The sequence below is a fragment of the Pseudomonas sp. BR20 genome (genome assembly GCF_050780135.1).
Taxonomy (GTDB): Bacteria; Pseudomonadota; Gammaproteobacteria; order Pseudomonadales; family Pseudomonadaceae; genus Aquipseudomonas.
The window spans coordinates 4,551,735-4,573,225 of the sequence record NZ_CP172012.1 but is presented as its reverse complement, the minus strand read 5'-3'; the positions used below and the strand labels follow the sequence as shown (position 1 = coordinate 4,573,225).

The 21,491-nt window shown below is 59.3% G+C and carries 20 protein-coding genes; 11 read left to right on the top strand and 9 right to left on the bottom strand.

All coding sequences use genetic code 11. The features are described 5' to 3' along the window. Nucleotides 1-20 precede the first annotated feature (20 nt). The 4 genes from ACHPFG_RS20825 to ACHPFG_RS20810 are packed head-to-tail and all read left to right on the top strand — an operon-like array spanning nucleotide 21 to nucleotide 4,225. Nucleotides 21-1,223 (top strand): 3-oxoadipyl-CoA thiolase, encoded by a 1,203-nt coding sequence (locus ACHPFG_RS20825; RefSeq protein WP_431700312.1) that lies wholly within the window; start codon nucleotides 21-23, stop codon nucleotides 1,221-1,223. A 24-nt stretch (nucleotides 1,224-1,247) separates the two neighbouring features. After that, nucleotides 1,248-2,486, top strand: a complete 1,239-nt coding sequence (locus tag ACHPFG_RS20820; RefSeq protein ID WP_103408662.1) for a CaiB/BaiF CoA transferase family protein — start codon at nucleotides 1,248-1,250, stop codon at nucleotides 2,484-2,486. Between the two features lie 59 nt (nucleotides 2,487-2,545). Next, complete coding sequence (locus ACHPFG_RS20815; protein ID WP_431700311.1) at nucleotides 2,546-3,295, top strand: electron transfer flavoprotein subunit beta/FixA family protein; 750 nt, start codon at nucleotides 2,546-2,548, stop codon at nucleotides 3,293-3,295. Continuing rightward, the gene (locus ACHPFG_RS20810; protein ID WP_431700310.1) at nucleotides 3,296-4,225 is read left to right on the top strand and encodes an electron transfer flavoprotein subunit alpha/FixB family protein; all 930 of its coding nucleotides are present in this window, start codon (nucleotides 3,296-3,298) and stop codon (nucleotides 4,223-4,225) included. Between the two features lie 42 nt (nucleotides 4,226-4,267). Here the strand turns inward: ACHPFG_RS20810 and ACHPFG_RS20805 are convergent, their stop codons facing one another. After that, nucleotides 4,268-6,136 carry a sigma-54-dependent Fis family transcriptional regulator gene (locus tag ACHPFG_RS20805; RefSeq protein WP_133076213.1) on the bottom strand — a complete coding sequence of 623 codons (1,869 nt, stop codon included), beginning with the start codon at nucleotides 6,134-6,136 and terminating at the stop codon, nucleotides 4,268-4,270. A gap of 313 nt (nucleotides 6,137-6,449) precedes the next feature. Between ACHPFG_RS20805 and ACHPFG_RS20800 the strand changes: the two genes are divergently transcribed. The 6 genes from ACHPFG_RS20800 to ACHPFG_RS20775 all read left to right on the top strand — a co-directional run bounded on the left by ACHPFG_RS20800 (nucleotide 6,450) and on the right by ACHPFG_RS20775 (nucleotide 13,988). Then, nucleotides 6,450-7,250: an SDR family NAD(P)-dependent oxidoreductase gene (locus ACHPFG_RS20800; protein ID WP_431700309.1), complete on the top strand. Its 801-nt coding sequence runs from the start codon at nucleotides 6,450-6,452 to the stop codon at nucleotides 7,248-7,250. A gap of 127 nt (nucleotides 7,251-7,377) precedes the next feature. Next, entirely contained in the window at nucleotides 7,378-9,057 is a 1,680-nt protein-coding gene (locus ACHPFG_RS20795) for a flavin-containing monooxygenase (RefSeq protein WP_431700308.1), read from the top strand. Next, nucleotides 9,054-10,502, top strand: a complete 1,449-nt coding sequence (gabD, locus tag ACHPFG_RS20790; RefSeq protein WP_431700307.1) for an NADP-dependent succinate-semialdehyde dehydrogenase — start codon at nucleotides 9,054-9,056, stop codon at nucleotides 10,500-10,502. The genes ACHPFG_RS20795 and gabD overlap by 4 nt, the downstream gene beginning before the upstream one ends. Before the next feature lie 113 nt (nucleotides 10,503-10,615). Continuing rightward, nucleotides 10,616-11,947, top strand: a complete 1,332-nt coding sequence (locus ACHPFG_RS20785) for a carbohydrate porin (protein WP_103408666.1) — start codon at nucleotides 10,616-10,618, stop codon at nucleotides 11,945-11,947. A gap of 59 nt (nucleotides 11,948-12,006) precedes the next feature. Next, entirely contained in the window at nucleotides 12,007-12,789 is a 783-nt protein-coding gene (locus ACHPFG_RS20780; protein ID WP_093432431.1) for a (S)-acetoin forming diacetyl reductase, read from the top strand. A 74-nt stretch (nucleotides 12,790-12,863) separates the two neighbouring features. Beyond that, nucleotides 12,864-13,988: a glycerol dehydrogenase gene (locus ACHPFG_RS20775; protein ID WP_103408667.1), complete on the top strand. Its 1,125-nt coding sequence runs from the start codon at nucleotides 12,864-12,866 to the stop codon at nucleotides 13,986-13,988. 118 nt (nucleotides 13,989-14,106) lie between these two features. On the opposite strand, the gene gfa is transcribed toward ACHPFG_RS20775, so the two are convergent. The 8 genes from gfa to ACHPFG_RS20735 form a co-directional block, all read right to left on the bottom strand. Then, a complete protein-coding gene (gene gfa / locus ACHPFG_RS20770; protein WP_093432437.1) occupies nucleotides 14,107-14,685 on the bottom strand; it encodes an S-(hydroxymethyl)glutathione synthase in 579 nt (192 codons plus the stop codon). A 66-nt stretch (nucleotides 14,686-14,751) separates the two neighbouring features. Next, nucleotides 14,752-15,861, bottom strand: a complete 1,110-nt coding sequence (locus ACHPFG_RS20765) for an S-(hydroxymethyl)glutathione dehydrogenase/class III alcohol dehydrogenase (protein ID WP_060765978.1) — start codon at nucleotides 15,859-15,861, stop codon at nucleotides 14,752-14,754. Between the two features lie 67 nt (nucleotides 15,862-15,928). Next, on the bottom strand, nucleotides 15,929-16,204 hold the full coding sequence (frmR, locus tag ACHPFG_RS20760) for a formaldehyde-responsive transcriptional repressor FrmR (protein ID WP_103408668.1): 276 nt from the start codon (nucleotides 16,202-16,204) through the stop codon (nucleotides 15,929-15,931). 185 nt (nucleotides 16,205-16,389) lie between these two features. Beyond that, complete coding sequence (locus ACHPFG_RS20755) at nucleotides 16,390-16,740, bottom strand: ArsR/SmtB family transcription factor (RefSeq protein ID WP_093432446.1); 351 nt, start codon at nucleotides 16,738-16,740, stop codon at nucleotides 16,390-16,392. A 26-nt stretch (nucleotides 16,741-16,766) separates the two neighbouring features. Next, the gene (locus ACHPFG_RS20750; protein WP_103408669.1) at nucleotides 16,767-17,750 is read right to left on the bottom strand and encodes an LLM class flavin-dependent oxidoreductase; all 984 of its coding nucleotides are present in this window, start codon (nucleotides 17,748-17,750) and stop codon (nucleotides 16,767-16,769) included. A 35-nt stretch (nucleotides 17,751-17,785) separates the two neighbouring features. Beyond that, nucleotides 17,786-18,592 (bottom strand): sugar phosphate isomerase/epimerase family protein, encoded by an 807-nt coding sequence (locus tag ACHPFG_RS20745; protein ID WP_103408670.1) that lies wholly within the window; start codon nucleotides 18,590-18,592, stop codon nucleotides 17,786-17,788. Between the two features lie 15 nt (nucleotides 18,593-18,607). After that, nucleotides 18,608-19,408, bottom strand: coding sequence for a TIM barrel protein (locus tag ACHPFG_RS20740; RefSeq protein ID WP_093432455.1), 801 nt, complete (start codon nucleotides 19,406-19,408; stop codon nucleotides 18,608-18,610). Continuing rightward, a complete protein-coding gene (locus ACHPFG_RS20735; RefSeq protein WP_103408671.1) occupies nucleotides 19,405-20,421 on the bottom strand; it encodes an LLM class oxidoreductase in 1,017 nt (338 codons plus the stop codon). Before ACHPFG_RS20735 ends, ACHPFG_RS20740 begins: the two co-directional genes overlap by 4 nt. 158 nt (nucleotides 20,422-20,579) lie before the next feature. On the opposite strand from ACHPFG_RS20735, the gene ACHPFG_RS20730 reads away from it, so the two are divergent. Then, a complete protein-coding gene (locus tag ACHPFG_RS20730; RefSeq protein ID WP_093432462.1) occupies nucleotides 20,580-21,461 on the top strand; it encodes a LysR family transcriptional regulator in 882 nt (293 codons plus the stop codon). The last annotated feature ends 30 nt before the right edge of the window (nucleotides 21,462-21,491 follow it).

Below are 21,491 nucleotides of genomic sequence, written 5' to 3'. Positions count from 1 at the left end.
TTAACGCTTAGGAAACTGCCATGCTCAACGCTTATATTTTTGCAGGGTTGCGCACGCCTTTCGGTCGCCACGCTGGCGCGCTGGCGCCCGTGCGGCCCGATGATCTTGCGGCCCATGTGATCCGGGAATTGCTGGCTCGCTATGCCATCCCTGGCGATGCCATCGAAGACGTGATCCTTGGTAATACCAACCAGGCCGGTGAAGACAGTCGCAATATTGCGCGTCACGCTGCGCTGCTCGCCGGTTTGCCTGTGACGGTGCCGGGGCAGACTATCAATCGGCTGTGCGCCAGTGGGCTGGCCGCGGTAATCGATGCCGCCCGGGCTGTTACCTGTCAGGAAGGCGAACTGTTCGTTGCCGGCGGGGTGGAGAGCATGTCCCGTGCTCCCTTCGTGATGGCCAAAGCAGAGGCGGCCTACAGCCGCGATTTCACCGTGTTCGACAGCACCATCGGCGCACGCTTTCCCAACCCGAGGATTGTGTCCGAGTTCGGTAACGACAGCATGCCGCAGACCGGCGACAACGTGGCCCAGGAGTACGGCATTGACCGGGCCCAGGCCGATGTTTTCGCTGCGCGTTCCCAGGCGAATTACCACGCCGCACGCCAGCGCGGTTTCTTCAACGACGAACTCCTCGGTGTCAGTGTCCCTACTAGTCGGAAGACGCCGCCCAACCTGGTCGAGCAAGACGAACACCCACGCCCACAATCCGACCTTGCGGCCCTCACGCGCCTAAGCCCTTTGCACGAAGGTGGTGTGGTCACCGCCGGCAACGCTTCAGGTGTAAACGATGGGGCGGCGGCACTGCTGATCGGTACTGCCGCCGCCGGTGAGCGCCACGGGTTAGTGCCTATGGCGCGAATTCTGTCGAGCGCCGCCGCAGGTGTTGCGCCGCGCATCATGGGCGTCGGCCCGGTGGAGGCGATCGACAAAGCCTTGGCCCGCGCCGGCCTGACGCTGGCGGACATGGATATCATCGAAATCAACGAAGCGTTTGCCAGCCAGGTGCTGGGTTGTCTAAAGGGGCTGGGCCTTGCGCTTGACGATCCTCGGGTCAACCCCAACGGTGGCGCGATCGCGGTGGGCCACCCACTGGGTGCCTCAGGCGCGCGCTTGGCGCTGAGTACCGCGCGGGCGTTGCAGGAAAGCGGAAAACGCTTCGCCGTGGTCAGTCTGTGTATCGGTGTCGGCCAAGGGCTGGCGATGGTTATCGAGCGCGCGTGAACGCTCAAGTAAAGGTGAAATGACATGGGTGCTTTGACTGGATACCGCGTGCTCGACTTGAGCCGTGTACTTGCCGGGCCCTGGTGCGGGCAAACTCTCGCCGACCTCGGCGCGGAAGTGATCAAGGTGGAACGGCCAGGCGTCGGTGACGACACCCGCGGCTGGGGGCCGCCCTGGATGAAAGGCCAGAGCGACGAGCTGACCTCTGAGGCCTCCTATTATCAGTCGACCAATCGCGGCAAGTTATCGGTGGCGCTCAACTTGGCCAGCCCGGAAGGGCAGGCGTTGGTACGTGCCCTGGCGACCGATTGCGACGTGCTGATCGAAAACTACAAGGCCGGTTCCCTGGCCAAGTATGGGTTGGATTACGCGTCGCTGGCGGAGTTGAACCCACGCTTGGTGTACTGCTCCGTCACCGGTTTCGGGCAGACCGGCCCGCGTGCTGCCGAGCCCGGTTACGACTTTATCGTGCAGGGCATCGGCGGGCTGATGAGCATCACCGGGGAACGCGATGACTTGCCCGGTGGCGGACCGCAAAAGGTCGGCGTGGCTTTTTCCGACCTGATGACCGGGTTGTATTCCACGGTGGCGATCCAGGCGGCGCTGCTTAGCCGGGAAAAGACCGGGCTCGGTCAGCATATCGATATGGCGTTGCTGGATGTGCAGGTTGCCACCCTGTGCAACCAGAGTCAGAACTACCTGGCCTCCGGCAAGCCGCCTGGGCGATATGGCAACGCTCACGCCAATATTGTGCCGTATCAGGTATTCCGCGCCAGTGACCAGGACTTCATCATCGCCTGCGGCAACGACTCGCAATTCGTCGCGTTGTGCGAGGCCATTGACCTCGCACACCTGCCTGAAGATCCACGTTTCACGCGTAACGCCGACCGGGTGGCCAATCGCGAAGCGATTATCGAAATCTTGTCTCGGCATTTCCTTGAGGGGCGCGCGCAGGCATGGATCGACCGTATTCACCCTCGGGGTGTGCCAATAGGCGCGATCAACAGCATCGCCCAGGCGCTGGATGAGCCTCAGGTCAAGGCGCGCAATATGCTGGTGACGATACCCCATCCGCTGAAGGCCGATTTCGTGACCGTCGGCAGCCCGATCAAGATGTCGGGTACGCCGGTGGAATACCTGCGCCCGGCGCCGATGCTCGGTGAGCATACGGATGAAGTGCTTAAGCGTCAGTTGGGGTTGGACGACGAGCGCCTGGCGCAACTGAAGGCCAGCGGCGTGATTGAGCAGTTGGGCGAGCGCTGATTCGCTTTCCCGGCGCGCCGAACGCGAGCCGGGCTCTTTTTTTTGCAATGGAGTTTTCCATGAACGTCCTCGTAGCCATCAAGCGGGTGGTCGACTACAACGTCAAGGTCCGGGTTAAAGCGGACAACTCAGGCGTCGATCTTGCGAATGTAAAAATGTCGATGAACCCATTCTGTGAAATCGCCGTGGAAGAAGCCGTACGCCTGAAAGAGAAAGATGTTGCGACTGAAATCGTCGTCGTCTCCATCGGCCCGTCCACCGCTCAAGAGCAACTGCGCACCGCGCTGGCTCTGGGTGCCGACCGCGCCATCCTCGTCGAATCCGCTGAAGACCTGACGTCCCTGGCCGTTGCCAAACTGTTGAAAGCGGTTGTCGACAAGGAACAGCCTCAGATGGTGATCCTCGGCAAACAAGCCATCGACAGCGACAACAACCAGACTGGCCAGATGCTGGCTGCGCTGACCGGTTACGGTCAGGGCACCTTCGCCTCGAAAGTCGAAGTCAGCGGCGACAGCGTTGCCGTCACCCGCGAAGTCGACGGCGGCGCACAGACGGTTTCCCTGAAACTGCCGGCCATCGTTACCACCGACCTGCGTTTGAACGAGCCGCGTTATGCGTCCCTGCCAAACATCATGAAAGCCAAGAAGAAGCCTCTCGAAGTGCTGACTCCGGACGCTTTGGGCGTTTCCACCGCCTCCACCAACAAGACCGTGAAAGTCGAAGCGCCGGCTGCACGCAGCGCGGGTATCAAGGTCAAGTCGGTGGCTGAACTGGTCGAGAAACTGAAAAACGAAGCGAAGGTAATCTAAATGACTATCTTGGTTATTGCTGAACACGACAACAAAGTGCTGGCCCCGGCCACGCTGAACACCGTGGCTGCTGCCGTCAAAATCGGTGGCGACATCCACGTTCTGGTCGCTGGTCAAGGCGCTGGCGCCGTGGCTGAAGCCGCTGCGAAAGTTGCTGGCGTGGCGAAAGTGCTGGTGGCCGACAACGCCGCCTACGCTCACCAACTGCCGGAAAACGTTGCTCCGCTGGTTGCAGAGCTGGGCAAGGGCTACAGCCACATCCTGGCTGCCGCTACTTCCAACGGCAAAAACATCCTGCCGCGCGTTGCCGCGACCCTGGACGTTGACCAGATCTCCGAGATCATCTCGGTTGAAAGCGCTGACACCTTCAAGCGTCCGATCTACGCCGGTAACGCCATCGCCACCGTTCAATCGAACGCTGCGGTCAAAGTGATCACCGTGCGCGCCACCGGTTTCGACCCGGTTGCCGCTGAAGGTGGTTCCGCTGCCGTTGAAGCGGTTGCTGCTGCCCACGACGCTGGCACTTCGAGCTTCGTTGGTGAAGAACTGGCCAAGTCCGATCGTCCGGAACTGACCGCTGCCAAGATCGTCGTTTCCGGCGGTCGCGGCATGCAGAACGGCGACAACTTCAAACACCTGTACGCCCTGGCCGACAAGCTGGGCGCTGCTGTCGGTGCTTCCCGCGCGGCCGTCGACGCAGGTTTTGTACCGAACGACATGCAGGTCGGCCAGACCGGCAAGATCGTCGCGCCACAGCTGTACATCGCGGTCGGTATCTCCGGCGCGATCCAGCACTTGGCCGGTATGAAAGACTCCAAAGTGATCGTTGCGATCAACAAGGACGAAGAAGCACCGATCTTCCAGGTGGCCGATTACGGCCTGGTCGCGGACTTGTTCGAAGCCGTACCGGCGCTGCAGCAATTTCTGTAAGAACCCATCGGCAGGCGAGCGCAGCGCTCGCCTGCCGCAGGTTCAGTCGTACGATCCTTTGCCGGGCATTTTGATGCCATGCAAGTTCACTTTGCGGTACAGCGTCGCACGGGAGATCCCCAGTTCTCGCGCGGCCAACAGGGGTTTCCAGCGGTTGCGCACAAGCGTGTCGATCAACGCCTGGCGTTCCGGGCTGCCGCTGACGTTCTCCTGGCCTTTCACTGGTGCACTTGCGCCGAGTGTCACTGGCAGATCATCTACGCCGATCACTTGGCTTTTACACACAGCGCAGGCGTATCGCAGCACGTGATGCAGTTGCCGCATGTTGCCCGGCCAGCTGTAATTCAACAGCATTTCCAGCGCAGATTCGCTCAGTTCCACACGCTCGCCCGAGCGCTCGCACTCGTCGTCCAGCAGTGAGTTGATCAACGCCAGCTTGTCTTTGCGTTCGCGTAGTGGCGGTATATCGAAGCGTGCGCCGCTCAGGCGAAAAAACAGATCTTCACGAAAGCTGCCGGCTTCCACCAGCGTGGCAATGTCGCGGTGGCTGGCACAAATCACCTGAATATCGATGGCCTGGGTGCGCGCGCCGCCCAGGGGGGCCACTTCACCTTCGCTGAGTACGCGCAACAAGCGCGTTTGCAGGGCCAGGGGCATGTCGCCGATTTCGTCGAGAAACAACGTGCCGCCGTCGGCCTGCTGCAACAGGCCTCGCATGCCTTTGGTTGAAGCGCCCGTAAAGGCGCCTGCGGCATAACCGAACAATTCACTCTCTATCAGGCTCTCGGGGATCGCCGCACAATTCACTGCGACAAAGGGCTTGTCCCGACGTTTGCTGGCGGCATGCAATTGCAGCGCAAAAAACTCCTTGCCCGCACCGGTTTCACCATGGATCAGCACGGGGAGACCACGATCCTTGACCCGTACCGCCAGCTCCATTGCCTGTGCAACCTTGGGGTCCGGCGCTGATGCCGGGTGGCCGGCTACTGCGGCGCTGATGGGGCGACGGGGTGACTTGAGGCGCACATGCAACCCCATCGACGGCAGAAAGTGGAGGCTGTCATCCCCAGCGGCGGGCAACTTTGCTGAGGTGAAGGCTTCGTCAATATGCGCGGGGATTCGACCACAGCTCTGTAACAGCAGGCGCCGCGCGGCGGGGTTGAGCGCCTCTATGCGGCCATCCCGGTCCCAGGCGAACAGGCATTGCGGCTGGCTGTCGACATAGCCGGGCAGGGGGTGTGCCCGTAATACCCACAGGTCTTGGGTGCTGTACATGAAGTAGGCATTTTCGAGCTCTGTGGCGCTTTGAATGACCATTTGCCGAATCAGATGCTGGCTGCGGCGGTCATCTGGAGCACGCACTGAAGACACGTCCAGTACTGCCAGGATCTCGCCGCTGGGGGAAAAAATCGGCGCCGCAGAGCAGGTATTGCCGATAAACGCAGCACGGAAATGATCGAGTTTGTGCACGGTGACCGGCAGCTTGTCGATCAGCACCGCGCTGACGGCGGTCGTGCCTTCCTCCTTCTCCGACCAGCATGTGCCGACGTCCATGCCGGAGCGCCGGTACTCGCCGCGCAGGGCTGAGTCGATCCGGTAATCGACGGTACATCCCAGGGTATCGGTGAGCATCACACAGTAGTCGGCGTCGCGTACGCGGCTGTGCAGACGTGACATTTCATCACCTGCCAGGTGCAGGAAATCGTCGACACGCTGGCGATGCTCATTGATCTGGTGAGCCTCCAGCACCCTCGGTCCTTGTAAGGACCCCGGGTCGAGCTTGTAGTGCTGTACCGAGCGACGCCAGGAATCGAGGATGGCATTCGGCACCGGCAGGGTCGGGGCATTCTGGGCAGTGCGCAATACGCGACTCACGTGTTCCACATGAGTCTTCGAAAAACCAGAGGACATGGTACCTCCGAAGGTTGGATCTTATTTTTCTGTTGATGGCCATTAAAGGCGGCTTGGCCAATCCCTTCAAGCTGAATCCGTCAGCCGGTGTCGGTGAGACATAACCGCTCAGTATTCGCATCGTCCCAGGGGAGACTGGAGCGGTTATGTCTTGCGGCAGCCAGTGGAGCGATTGCGATTAATCAAGCCTTGAGCCTTCTATTCCGGGCTTTGTGGCTGGATATCAAGGTATTGGCATCCCACTTGCTCTGTCTGTCTCAGCAGGCCGCGTCGAACGGTCGCATCTCAACAACAATAACGACAGAGGCAGTACATGAGCGAATTCAACGCTGTGAATTTCTCCCTGAACGGCAAGGTTGCCCTGGTGACCGGCGCTGGCCGTGGCATTGGCCAGGGTATTGCGCTGAGCCTTGCCCAGGCGGGCGCTGACCTGGTGCTGGCCGATTACGACTTGGGGATCGCGCAAGAGGCTGCCGCCTTGGTCCAGGCCCTGGGGCGTCGCGCTGTGGCCCTGCAAGTTGACGTCAGTAAACCCGAAAGTGTCGCCAGCCTGATTGAGCAGGTCAGGGCGCAATTTGGCCGCCTGGATGTGGCGGTCAACAACGCGGGCGTTGTCAGCCTCGGTCGGGTCGATGAGTTGGCCGTCAGCGAGTGGGACCGCATCATGAACATCAACGCCCGTGGCGTATTCCTCTGCTGCCAAGCCGAACTCAAGCTGATGCGCGAGCATAGCTTCGGCCGCATCATCAACCTGGCCTCGATTGCCGGCAAAGTCGGTTTCCCGGACCTCTCCCACTACAGCGCCTCCAAGTTCGCCGTGATCGGTTTTACCAACGCGTTTGCCAAGGAGGTTGCCCGCGAAGGCATCACGGTCAACGCCCTCTGCCCCGGTGTGGTGGGCACCGGCATGTGGCGCGGTGATGAGGGGCTTTCCGCGCGCTGGGCGCAACCGGGCGAAACCGAAGTGCAGTCCTGGGAGCGGCATCAGTCCAGCCTGCTGCCTCAAGGGGAAGCGCAAACCGTGGAAGACATGGGGCAGTTGGCCGTTTACCTGGCGTGCGCACCTCACGTGACCGGGCAGGCGATCGCTGTGGATGGCGGCTTCTCGCTCTAATCGACCCTCGCTTACTTATCGCGTTTATGTCCCCTGAGCCACAGGCTCAGGGGAGCGGATATGGCTTGCCTGCAGCTTTGTTTTGAGTTGAATCCTGCAGGCGCTCTGATTGAAACAGGAGAACATAATGACAACTACAGTTCTGGCCAAACGTTCTGTTGGCACCGACGTTATCAACTACGACGCCATTGTGATTGGTGCAGGTTTCGGCGGCATTTACATGCTCAAGAAATTGCGCGATGAACTGGGCTTGAAGGTGCGCGCCTTCGACAAGGCCGGTGGCATCGGCGGTACCTGGTTCTGGAACCGCTACCCCGGCGCGCTCTCCGACAGTGAGTCGTTCGTCTACTGCTTCTCCTGGGACCGCGAACTGTGCCAAGAGTGGGACATCACCACGCGCTACCTGACCCAGCCACAGATACTGTCTTACCTGAACCACGCAGTGGATCGCCATGACCTGCGCCGCGATATCCAGCTCGAAACAGGCATTACCGCCGCCGTGTTCGACGAGCAGAGCAGCCGCTGGCTGGTCACGGCCGATGACGGTCATCAATACAGCGCCAAGTATCTGGTGACGGCGCTGGGCCTGTTGTCCGCGACGAATGTGCCCAAGATCAAAGGCCTCGACCAGTTCAAGGGGCACATGTATCACACCGCCAACTGGCCGGCCGATGCTGTGCTGGAAGGCAAGCGCGTAGGGGTAATCGGCACGGGTTCGACAGGGTGTCAGGTCATTACTGCGATCGCACCGACCGTCGGGCACCTGACCGTGTTCCAGCGCTCTGCGCAGTACACCGTGCCGGTGGGCAATGGCCCGGTCAGTCGCGATTACGTCGACGACATTAAACGCAACTACGACGCGATCTGGCAGGAGGTGCGGTCCTCGCGCCTGGCGTTCGGCTTCCCCGAAAGCGACATTCCCACCATGAGTGTGGATGCTGCTGAACGCAAAGCCATCTTTCAGCGCGCCTGGGACGGCGGCGGCGGTTTCCGCTACATGTTCCAGACCTTTAACGATATCGCCACCAGTGAAGAGGCCAACATCGAGGCGCAAAACTTCGTTCGCGAGAAAATCGCCGAGATCGTCAAGGATCCGGAAACAGCCCGCAAGTTGATGCCCCGCGATCTCTACGCCAAGCGCCCGCTGTGTGACAGCGGTTACTACGCTACCTTCAACCGCGCCAACGTGTCGCTGGTGGACGTCAAGGCCAACCCGATCGAAGAAATCACTGCCAAGGGCGTTCGTACGGCAGATGGGGTTGAGCACGAACTGGATGTGCTGGTGTTTGCCACCGGTTTTGATGCCGTGGACGGTAACTACAAGCGCATCGATATCCGTGGGCGCGACAACACCTCGATGAAAGATCACTGGGCGGACGGCCCGTCCAGCTACCTGTCGGTGGCCACCGCCAAATTCCCGAATATGTTCATGATCCTGGGGCCTAACGGTCCGTTTACCAATCTTCCGCCGACGATTGAGACCGAAGTTGAATGGGTCTCCGATCTGGTTGGGTTCATGGAACAGAACGAGTTGGCGTGCGTCGAGCCCTCTGCGCAAAGCGAGCAGGAATGGGGCAAGACCTGCCAGGATATTGCCGATCAGACGCTGTTCGCCAAGACCGATTCGTGGATCTTCGGTGCCAATATCCCCGGCAAAAGCAACAAGGTGTATTTCTACATGGGGGGATTGGGAGCCTTTAACGAACATTTGGCAGCGGTCAAGAACGATGACTACCGGGGCTTCAAGTTCAAGGCCGTCAGTGTCGAAGGCGCGACCAAGCGTCGCGTAACGGAGAACCTGCAATGAACTTGAACAACCCCGAACTCATGCGTCATCAAGCCTTTATCGACGGTGAATGGCTGGCGGCAGACAGCGAAGCCACGATCACGGTGAGCAACCCATCGACGGGCGCCACTATCGGCCAGGTGCCGCGCATGGGCAAGGCTGAAACACGCCGGGCCATCGAAGCGGCTGAGCACGCGTTGCCGGCCTGGCGTGAGCTTTCTGCCAAGGCACGCGCAAATACGTTGCGGCGCTGGTACGACTTGATTATCGAAAACCAGCATGACCTAGCGCACATCATGACGCTGGAGCAGGGTAAGCCGCTGCCTGAAGCGCTGGGTGAAATCGTCTTCGCCGCGTCCTATATCGAGTGGTATGCGGAGGAAGCGAAGCGGGTCTACGGCGATATCATCCCAGGCGCAACGGACAAGCGTCTGCTGGTCATCAAGCAGCCCGTGGGTGTTTGCGCCGCCATTACGCCGTGGAACTTTCCCAGCGCAATGATCACCCGCAAAGCCGGTCCGGCGCTGGCCGCGGGTTGCACAATGGTCATCAAGCCGGCCTCCCAGACGCCGTTCTCGGCACTGGCGCTGGTGTACCTCGCCGAACAGGCAGGCATTCCCAAAGGTGTGCTGTCGGTGGTCACGGGTGCTGCGGCAGAGATTGCCGAGGAGCTGACCAGCAACCCGGTCGTACGCAAGATTTCCTTCACGGGGTCCACTGAGATCGGGCGCCAGATCATGGGAAAATGCGCTCACGACATCAAAAAAGTCTCTCTGGAACTGGGCGGCAACGCGCCCTTTATTGTATTCGACGATGCCGACCTGGACGCTGCCGTTGAGGGTGCGCTCGCTTCGAAGTTTCGCAATGCAGGGCAGACCTGCGTCTGCGCCAATCGCTTGTACGTGCATGACAAGGTGTATGACGCTTTCGTCGACAAACTGGCTTGCGCGGTGGGCGCTCTGAAGATTGGCGATGGTTTTAGCGAGGGCGTCACGCTTGGGCCGCTGATTGATGGCAAGGCCGTCGCCAAGGTACGCGAGCATATTGAGGATGCCTTGGCCAAAGGCGCCAAGGTAGTCCAGGGCGGTGGTGCACATACCCAGGGCGCCAATTTCTTTGAGCCCACGATCCTGGTGGATGTGCCGGACACCGCGCGCGTCGCCAAAGAGGAGACTTTCGGCCCGCTTGCACCGGTCTTTCGCTTCTTCGATGACGCCGAGGTCATCGCTAAAGCCAACGACACCGAGTTCGGCCTGGCGGCGTATTTCTACACCGCAAACCTGAGCCGGGTGTTTCGTTTGGGCGAGGCGCTGGAGTACGGCATCGTCGGAGTCAACACCGGCATTATCAGCTCCGAAGCCGCGCCGTTTGGTGGGGTCAAGGCGTCGGGTGTTGGCCGCGAAGGCTCCAAATACGGCCTGGAGGATTACCTGGAGATCAAATACCTGTGCCTGGCCGGCATTTGATCTGTAGCGCCCCATTTTTCAACTGATTGCTTTCTTGAGTGACCGCCAGGGCGCTGCCCTGCGGTCCGGTCAACGCTGTGTCGTAAAACATAAAAACAATAGGATAAATCGACATGAACATCGCTTGGAAATTGCCGCTGGGGCTCGGGCTCCTGTCATGCATCGCTGTGCCGGCCTCGGCGGACGACGCTGCCTCGAGATGGGGAACCGGAGATTGGGGCGGGGTACGCAGTGAGCTACTGGAGCAGGGCGTTGACGTGATCGTCGGTTACGTCGGCGAAGCTGCCACCAATGTCCACGGAGGCTATAACCATGACCGTACGGCGCGCTACACCGCGCAATGGGCACTGGGCACTCACCTGGACTTGCAAAAATTACTCGGCTGGAATGACGCAGAGTTCCAGTTGTTGGTGACGGAACGCAACGGTAACAACCTCTCCAACGAGCGCGTTTCTGATCCCCGCGCGCCACAACTCAGTTCGGTGCAGGAGGTGTGGGGCAGGGGACAGACCTGGCGCCTGACCCAGATGTGGTACCGCCAGAAATTTTTCAACAGCGCCCTGGATCTCAAGTTCGGCCGCGTGGGCGTCAACGAAGACTTCGCCAGTTTTCCCTGTGACTTCCAGAGTCTGTCGTTTTGCAGTGCACCCATCGGCAACGTCGCCGGTGATGTCTGGTACAGCGGACCAGTGAGCCAGTGGGGCGGGCGTGTGCGCTATAACCTCGATGATCGCTGGGCGGTGCAGGTCGGGGTGTATGAGCAAAATCCGTCGTACCTGGAGACAGGCAACGGTTTCAAGCTCAGCGGCAGTGGCACCAAAGGCGCGTTGGTGCCGGTGGAGGTCATCTGGAAGCCAACCGTCGGTAAAGATGCCTTACCCGGTGAATACCGCTTGGGTTACTACCACAGCAGTGCCAGCGCCAACGATCTGTACGACGACGTCAACGGTAACCCGCAGGTGTTGACCGGCCAGGCGCCAAAGTCACGCAGCAGCAAACACGGCGCATGGATCATTGGCCAACAGCAGCTCACAACCCATAACGGCGATGCTTCGCGCGGTCTGAGTGTATTTGCCAGCCTGACCGTGCATGACAAAGCCACCAGTGGTATCGAAAGCTTCCAGAATATCGGCGCGGTCTACAAAGGCCCGTTTGATGCGCGGCCCCAAGATGACCTCGGCGTGGGTATCGCACGTCTCAAGGTCAATGACGACGTGACCAAGCGCCAGCGCCTTATCAACGACAGCACGGGCATCAGTGATTACGACGACCCACAGTACGTTCCTGTGCAGCACAGCGAATACAACATCGAACTTAATTACGGCGTACACGTGACCAACTGGCTGACCGTGCGCCCGAACGTGCAGTACGTGCGCAATCCAGGTGGCGTCTACGAGGTGGACAATGCCTGGGTCGCCGGTATGAAGCTGCAGGCAAGCTTCTGAGCCTGGGCAGATGTGTGAGCAGTCTGTAACCCCCATCACGAATAAGAAGGAACACCAGCATGACTAAGTCCTTGGGAAAAGTTGCTTTTGTAACCGGTGCCGGTCAAGGGATCGGAGAGGCCATTGCCTTGCGCTTGGCGGCCGATGGTTTCGCCGTAGCCTGTGCCGATATGAACCTTGAAACAGCCTGTCAGGTGGCCGAAAACATCAGGAGAACCGGCGGCAAAGCCCTGGCGATTAAGGTCGATGTGGCCGACCGCGAGGATGTTTTCAAGGCCGTGCAGGCAGCGGTGGATGGTTTGGGTGACCTGCATGTGGTCATCAATAACGCAGGCATTGCGCCCATTGCGCCCATCGAGTCGATTACGCCAGAGATCTATCGCCGCACGTTCGACATCAACGTGGGCGGTGTGCTCTGGGGCATACAGGCAGCAGTAAAGGCGTTCAAGGCGTTAGGTCACGGCGGCAAAATCATCAGCGCTTCTTCGCAGGCGGGTCATATCGGCAACCCTGACCTGGCGGTGTACGGCGGGACCAAGTTTGCCGTGCGTGGTATCACCCAGACCGCAGCTCGGGAATTGGCTCATCTGGGTATTACGGTAAACGCCTACTGCCCTGGCATCGTGAACACACCGATGATGCGCAAGGTCGCCCAGGACGTGGCCGATAACGCCAATCAAAGCATTGAATGGGGAATGGAACAATTTGCTCAGCACATCACATTGAAGCGACTTTCCCAGCCCGAAGATGTGGCGGCCTGTGTTTCGTTCCTGTCCGGCCCTGACTCCAACTACATGACCGGGCAGGCCGTGATCATCGATGGCGGAATGGTATTTAACTGATTCGTCATCAGCGCTGGGGAACGCTCAAGCGTGCATACGTTGAGCGTTTTGCGCAGGCGACGTGAGGGAATGAGATGACAATTACCAAAGGCATTGCATCGCCGGCCAAATTTCTGGTCCAGGCCGATGCGCTGGTGGATTTAGCACTACATGGCAAAGCCTTCGGGGCCAATGCCTATTTGATCTGCGATCAATTTATCGTCGGCCGGGTTCATGAGAAAGCGATGCCGGGGTTCAAGAACGAACAACGCGCGGAGTTGGCCGTGTTTGGTGGGCAATGTTCCGACAGTGAAATCAACAGGCACGTGGAGGTGGCACGCGGGGCTGATTATGTCGTGGGGATAGGTGGCGGGAAAACCCTGGATACCGCTAAGGCGGCAGCACACTTCCTGGAAAAACCCGTGCTGATCCTGCCTACGCTAGCCTCCACGGACGCGCCCTGCACGGCGATTTCGGTGATTTACAACGACGACGATACGTTCAATCGCTATCTGTTTTTATCCAAAAATCCGGACGTTGTTTTAGCCGACACACGCATTCTGGCCGAACAACCCCCGCGGTTTTTTGCTGCGGGTGTGGGTGACGGTCTGGCCACGTATTTCGAGGCGCGAGCGTGCTTTGCCGCGCAGCGTGACAATCTGATCCTGGGCAATGACGGCAAGATGCTCAAACCCACATTGATCGGGTTTGCGATTGCGCAAACGTGCTACGAGACCATCAAAAAGTATTCGGCCCAAGCGGCATTCGCGGTGCAGAAGAAAGCCATTACGGCTGCCCTGGAGAATACGATTGAGGCCACCATCTACATGTCGGCTGTCGGGGCTGAGTCCGGTGGTTGCGCCGCTGCGCATGCGATCCATAACGGCATGACCAACGTGCATGACCTGCACGGTGCACAACACGGGGAAAAGGTCGTGTTCGGCCTGTTCACCCAGCTCGTGATGGAAGCTGCGCCTATGGCGGAGATTGAGGAGGTGGTGGACATTGCCATGGCCGTGGGTTTGCCTCTGACGCTCGAAGACTTGGGGCTCAAACACTTCAAAGAAGCGGAGTGGAGAAAAGTCGCCGAGTTGGCCTGCGATAAAAACGACACGATGCACAACATGCCTTTCACGGTGACGCCGGACCTGGTGTATGACGCGATCGTGGCGACTGACGCATTGCTGCATGGGTTCAAGCGACAAAAGGCTGTGCACTAGCCACTTGATTGGGTGCCCGTTTTGAGGCGTTTACAGCGCTCGAAAACGGTTTGGCGCCGTCAATTGTTCAAATCGATTGGCGGCGCCTTTTTTAGTGCAGAACTGACGGTTACCCGTATCAGTGAGCCTGCGCGATGCCTTTGAGCTTGGCGACTTGGGTTGCCAATACATCCATCAAGTCCGGGGATAGGCAGTCGTAGGTCTCCAGGCCGATTGAGCGCAGACGTGTACGGATGCCCTTCATCTGCTCAGGAGGGGTGCCGGTTTCAATGATCGAAGAAACGAACGCCGCGAACCCCGGCGCAGACCAACCAGTCTGTGGCGACAGTTCAGTGTGAACGAAGTCCAGACCGTAGAAGGCGTGATCCTTGTTCTCGATACGCCCGTACAGGTGCGCGTGGCACGCAGTGCAGGCGTGGCGCTGAATGGCTGCGTTCTTGTCCACAATGGCGAGCTTGTCGGCATGTGCCGTGACGCTGACAGCATCGCGCGGCACCACCGCGATGACGGCAAATGTCGCGCCCGCCGGTTTCCAGCATTTGCTGCAACCACAGGCATGGTTATGCAGGGTCTGGGCAGCGATGGTCACCTCGACCTTATCCGCGGCGCACAGGCATTGCAGAGTGCCCCCGGTAAAGTCAGCGGCAGCAGGGGATAGACCGTTATCCAGTGATGGATGAAGTTTGATGTCGCTCACTGTGTATCTCCAGATCGTTAAGGAACTCGAAATGACCCGAGGGATTTGCCGCCCCTGGGCCTCACATCAGTACTTGATGACGGTGCGGATCGACTTGCCTTCATGCATCAGGTCGAACGCTTCATTGATGCGTTCCAGTGGCATGGTGTGGGTGACAAAAGGCGCCAGCTCGATTTCGCCTTTCATCGCGTCTTCAACCATTTTCGGCAGTTGCGTACGGCCTTTGACGCCGCCGAACGCCGAGCCTTTCCAGGTGCGACCAGTCACAAGCTGGAAGGGACGTGTGGAAATCTCTTGACCCGCGCCGGCCACACCGATGACGATGGATTGCCCCCAGCCACGGTGCGAACTTTCCAGCGCAGCGCGCATGACATTCACATTACCGATGCATTCGAACGAGTGGTCCACACCCCAGCCGGTCGCTTCAATGATGACTTGCTGGATCGGCTTTTCATGGTCTTTCGGGTTGATGCAGTCGGTAGCACCGAAAGACTTGGCGAGTTCAAACTTGCCCGGGTTGGTGTCCACGGCAATGATGCGGCCGGCCTTGGCCTGGCGCGCGCCTTGAATAACGGCAAGACCAATACCGCCGAGACCGAATACTGCAACGGTGTCCCCCGGTTGCACCTTGGCGGTGTTATGCACTGCGCCAATCCCGGTGGTTACGCCGCAGCCCAACAGGCATACGTGCTCAGGGTTGGCGTCTGGGTTGATCTTCGCGACAGAGACTTCCGCCACCACGGTGTACTCACTGAATGTCGAGCAACCCATGTAGTGATAGAGCGGCTGGCCATTATAGGAAAACCGCGTAGTGCCATCGGGCATAACGCCTTTGCCCTGGGTCTCACGGACCGCGACGCAAAGGTTGGTCTTGCCGGACTTGCAGAACAGGCATTCGCCGCATTCGGCGGTGTACAGAGGGATAACGTGGTCGCCCGGCTTGAGGCTGGTGACACCTTCGCCGACTTCCACGACGATGCCAGCCCCTTCATGGCCCAGAACCACCGGAAACAAGCCTTCAGGGTCATCACCAGACAAGGTGAAGGCATCGGTATGGCACACGCCGGTATCGGTGATCTTGATCAGCACTTCGCCTTTGCGCGGCGGCGCCACATCGATCTCGACGATTTGAAGTGGCTTGCCTGGTTCAAATGCAACTGCAGCACGGGATTTCATAAAGGTTTTTCTCCAAGTGGTAAGGCTCGTATGGCTGGTGCAGCGTAGGGCCTGAAGGGTTCGGGGCTTACTTGAGGTAAGTGCGCACCAGTGAAACCACTTCATCGATCGAGGCACGCTGTGCCTGCGACGTGTCGGTCAGCTGTGAAAACTCTTCCCTGAGATGGCTTTCTAGAACGCCAGCCATCAAACCGTTTACCGCGCCACGCAGCGCTGCAATCTGTTGCAGAACCGGGCCGCATTCAGCACCTTGTTCAAGTGCAGCTTGCAGGGCATCCAGTTGGCCCCGGACCCGATTGACTCTGCCTAATACACGTTTTTTTTCAGCGGGCGAATGTGGCATTGAACGACTCCAGTATAGGCGTGGTGGCCAGTGTACGCCGGTACTGAGGGGGAGTATGTGAATATACTGGATGGGAGTATATTGGCCCGCCTTGCAAACAAACATGGGTGTTTTGTTTGGGGACTGATCGCATTATGTTTCTAATGCCCGCGAGGCCCCGGCTGTAATGGCTTCGGAGCAGGTGTCTAGCGGGGGCGACCTGGCTGATTCTGGAGTTGATCTTGTAGCGATTTCGCCAGCGCTTCGATTGCTGCTTCGTTGCGCCGATAAAAGTGAAAGGGCCCCGTCCGGCAGGCATCAACTAAGCCCGCCTGTTTGAGGACCGCCAAATGTTGGGACACGGTCGATTGGGACAGGCCGCACCGCTGGGTGATCTGGCCGACACTGATTCCGCGTTCAACGTCCCACTCTTGCAGGGGGAAATACAACTGTGGGGCCTTTAGCCACTTCAGGATTTCCCGCCGCAGCGGATGGGCAATCGCGCGTACGGCGGCATCGACGTGAGGCAGGGGGCGTTTCTGCTGTTGTTCACACATGGACTGTCCCATCGATGCAGGTTGGATCAACCCAGCATGTCGGCCAGAGATTCGGCGATGAGTTGGTAGGATCGGCAACGCGCCTTGGCGTCATAAATGCGTGCATCAATGATCAGTTCATCCACTTGGGTCGTTGCAATGAACTGGCGTAGCCAACTGCCGACGTCGTCCTGGTCACCTGTCGCCGTGCACAGCATCGCCTGGTTGAGCGTGTGCCGATCAATGTTTGTAAGCCTGTCCATAAAACCCTCCGAGGGGCGCGGTAGCGAGCCTGCTTTGCCGGCGTACAGGTTGCACACCCACTGGCGGTGAGAGCTGGCGATATAATCGGCTTCCGCCCGTGACGAGGCAGCAAAGACATTGACCCCCGCGATCACGTAGGGCTGCTTGAGCGCCTCAGATGGGCGAAACGAAGTACGGTAGTGCGTAATTGCATCCATCAAAAAGCGCGGTGCGAAATGTGAGGCGAAGGCATAGGGCAGCCCGAGCCTGGCGGCAAGGTCCGCGCTGTTCATGCTTGAGCCCAGGAGCCAGAGTGGCACGTCGAGGGGGCCGGGAATCGCCCGCACCGGCTGATGCTCGTTGTCCGCCAGGTAATCCTGCAAGTGTTGAATGTCCTGCGTGAAGTCACGCTCTGAAGCGTCACCGCGCAGGGCGCGGATGGCCGCCCCCGCTGAACCTGGTGCTCGACCGATACCCAGGTCGATGCGGCCAGGGAACAGGGTGGCCAATGTGCCGAACTGCTCGGCCACCATCAATGGGGAGTGGTTGGGCAGCATGATGCCGCCGGAGCCCACGCGCAGTGTGTTGGTGGCCGCTGCCAGATGCTGGACCAGCAGTGTGGTTGCCGAGGAAGCGATGCCTGGCAGGTCATGATGCTCGGCGACCCAGTAACGTTTGTAACCGTGGGCTTCCACATCCCGCGCCAAAGCGACCGCGTCATTCAGTGTGTCAGTGAAGGTTTTACCTTCGCCAATCATCATCAGGTCAAGCACAGAGAGGGCTGTCATTGCAGGCTCCTTTTTCATGTCAGGTGGAGAGGGCGTTACAGCGATGTAAAGTCAGACCAGTGCGGATGACGTCCCAGGCGACGATCAATATCGCGCAGGGTTGTCAGGCAGCGTTGCAGCTTCAGGTAAATATCGCCGCCATAGTCCCAACCGAGCACGCCAATGCTGCCGGTGTAGCCGACACTGTTCAGCGCTGCGATCACGGCAAAGTTGTCCAACTCTCCACGATCAACCGGTTCCATCGTGGCCGCGCCGCCCCAGCCCAGTTCGCTGAGCGTGCTGCCTGAGAGCACGACTTGCATCAACCAGGGTTGCATGGCTTCAAGGCGCTGCTGAAGTTCGCCTTCCTGACTGGCGTACCAGTGATAGCCGTTGAACGATGTACCCAGGCGCGGGTGAGCGAAGTATTCGCAGATCTGCACCACCTGAGCCGTGGTCTGGGTGACGTGGTGAAGATGGGGATACAGCGCAATTCTCAAGCCGCGTCGTTCTGCAATGGGCAGCACCGACTCGATGAAGCGCATGATGGCCGAGCTGCCGTTGACCGAGGTCTGGACTGCCAGTTCGATGAGTTCCACCCCTTCGACGCTTTCGATGATTCGCCGTATGAGGTGATCATTGCGCCCTTCGTGCAGCACCAAATACAGGCCTTCGACGCGCAGGCCGTGCTGCTCTCCAACGCGCGGCAGCAGGCGCAGGTCGGTCAGCGGCGTGCCGCCCCAGGCAGAAACAGTGATGCCGTCAAAACCCAGTTCGGCGAGCATTTCGCACTGCGACTGGAAGGCGTAAACACCCATTGAGGAGTAAAAAAATGAATCGAGTGCATGGACGCGATGGGCCACGGTGTGTCTCCTCGCCTAGCGTGGCGTTTCGGTCAGTAGGGCCCACTCCGGGTGTGCGGCCAGGCGTTGCTCCATGGAGCGAAACGCTGTGGCTGAACGGCGTAGGTTGCCGTAAACGTCGCCACCCATGCTTTGCCATCCCAGCACGCCAACACGTCCGGTAAAACCGCGGCGTTCAAGGGCGCCCAGCAGGACGAAATTATCCATCTCGCCTTCATCAAGCGGTTCGATGGTCGCCAGGCCGCCCCAACCCAATTGAGAGCGACGTGTGCCGGCAATGTTCACGTGCTGGAGCCAAGGCCACATTGCATCAAGGCGTTCTTCCAGAGCGCCTTCTTCAGTGGCGTACCAGTGATACCCGTTGAACACAATATTAAGCCGAGGATGGTTAAACTCCCGGCACAGTGTGATGGCTTCGGTGGTGGTTTGCATGCCATAGCGCGCGTGCGGATAAAGGTTGATATGCAGGCCTCTGCGCTCACAGATGGGCAACAGGCGCTCAAGCATGCGACGGTCAAAATTGGTGACCTGATCGCCTGAATGCAACGCCAGCTCAATTGTGGTGCAACCTTCAATACTCTCGAATACCTGGGTCACGAACGCTTCGAGGCCCTTGCGGTAGATCAAATAAACCGCGCCCACGTCCAGGCCCCAGGTCGGTTTGACTTGAGGAATCGACTTCAGGTCTTGGCTCCATGCAGACATCGTCAAGCCTTGATAGCCATGCTCGGCGAGCATTTCGCATTGCGCGGCCAGGGGGTAGGTGCCCATGGCGGTCTGGAAGATGAAATCCATATGGTGAAGGGCGCGATTCATTGGGCGGCCTGCAAAGGTTGAGGGGCGACGGGGAGGGTGATGCTGGGAAAATGCGGCAGCAGGTATTCAGCTAGCTCATCAATGACTTCAGCGGCAGGGCGGCGTTGCGGCTTGAAGTGCAGGGCAACATGACCCACCCCCTGATCCTGTTGGCGTTTCCAGTGCTCAATCAGTGCATTGCGCCCGGCGCGCAGTACGCGGCCTGCCTGCACGGGATGGTCCGGGTCGCGATCCAGATCAAACAACGTGCCGTAGCCGTAGGGTTTGTGCACGTCGTTGCCACAGACCGCACGCCAGCGTTCGATCACCTGGGGAATCAACTCGGGGTTGGAGGTGTAGGAAAGAATCCCGTCACTGTGCTCGCCGATCCATTCCTGCGATTGGCCTGCGTGGCCGACGATAAGGGTCGGCAAACGCGCCCCGACGGGTTTGGGGACCAGGTCAATTTCACCGTTCAACTGGCCATAGAAACGCGATGTATGCTTGGCCCAATGGCTTTGCGTAGTCGCGCGGATGATGCCCAGTGCGTCGCGAAAGCGTTCGGCGCGGTTGGCAAAATCCAGGCCGAACGCCGGGTATTCGATCGGCCGGTCGCCAGTGGCCAGCCCCAGGATGAATCGCCCGCCCAGCAGTTGGTCCACGCTCGCGGCCTGCTTGGCGACAATCAGTGGATCGCGCAACGGCACGACGATACCCGCCGTGCCAATCGCAATGTGCTTGGTCACGGCAGCCAGGTAGCCTGCATAGACCAGTGGATCGAGGATCTGGCCGACATCCCCGAAGTTGGGGTCATAAAACGGCACATCGCGCAGCCAGATCGCGGAGAATCCGGCTTCGTCTACATGTTGAGCCATCTGCGCGTGATCCTGCAGGGTAGGGCCTGGACTGTTCGGGTAGCTTTCCAGCGGGGCAATAAAACCGAAGGTCAAATGCCCTTGTTTAAATACGCGGGCATAACCAGGGTGCTGCTGAAGCTCCGGGGCGATTGCGCGTGCGCAAGGTTGAGAGGTCATCGGGGTACGCTCGTAGTAGCGGATGGCGGTGACGTTGAAGGCGAGACGCGCTCCATAAAGTCACGATGGAGGGGACTATAGGCGCTATGATTGGAAAGAAAAACAGGATGAAATTCCGATCATTTGTGAAAATAACGCTCAAATAAATGAGGCTGTTCATGGATCATTTCGGCGCGCTAAGCGCATTTGTTCAGGCAGCACATACCCGCAGCTTCACTGAGGCCGGGCGTAGAACCGGGGTGTCTTCCTCGGCTGTTGGAAAGGCAGTTGCGCGGCTGGAGGAAGAGTTGGGCGTGCGGCTGTTTCATCGGTCTACCCGCGCGATTACCTTGACGGCGGAAGGCAGCCTTTTTCTGGAGCGTTGTCAGCGGATTTTTGCGGAATATGAAGTCGCCAAACGTGAGCTCACTCAAGCTGCCGGTAACCCCCAGGGCAAACTACGCGTCGGCTTGCCACAGCTGGGCATGCGGTTGATGCCTCATTTGATTGCGTTTCAGCAGGCGTATCCAGAAGTGGAATTGGAACTGGAGTTCAGTGATCGCCTGGTCAATGTGATTGAAGAGGGCTTCGATGCGGTAATGCGCATCGGCGAAGTCGACGACTCCCGACTGATGATGCGTAAGCTCAACGGCTACAGCCACCGGTTGGTTGCATCGCCAGACTATCTTTCACGTTGGGGTGTCCCTGCGCGGCCGGCGGACCTCTCGAACCATGCTTGCCTGCGATACCGCTATCCCACCAGCGGTAAGCTTGATCCCTGGCCGCTGGTGACGAAGAAAGGGCAAGACGCGCTGGAACTGGGGCAGTCGGCGACGTCGAACGCGATTGAAGCCTTGCTGGCAATGGCTGAGGCGGGGCGGGGCATCGCCTGCCTGCCCGACTTTTTTATCGAGGATGCCATCGCGGCAGGGCGCTTGGTGCCGGTATTGGACCGGTACATCAGTGATCACCGTACGTTCAGCATTCTGTGGCCGTCCAGCCGACAGCCGCTGCCCAAGATCAAGGCGTTTGTCAGCTTCATGGCCTCACGCCTGACGTGAACCGCTGTAGCGCGCCAAACGCAACTGCCG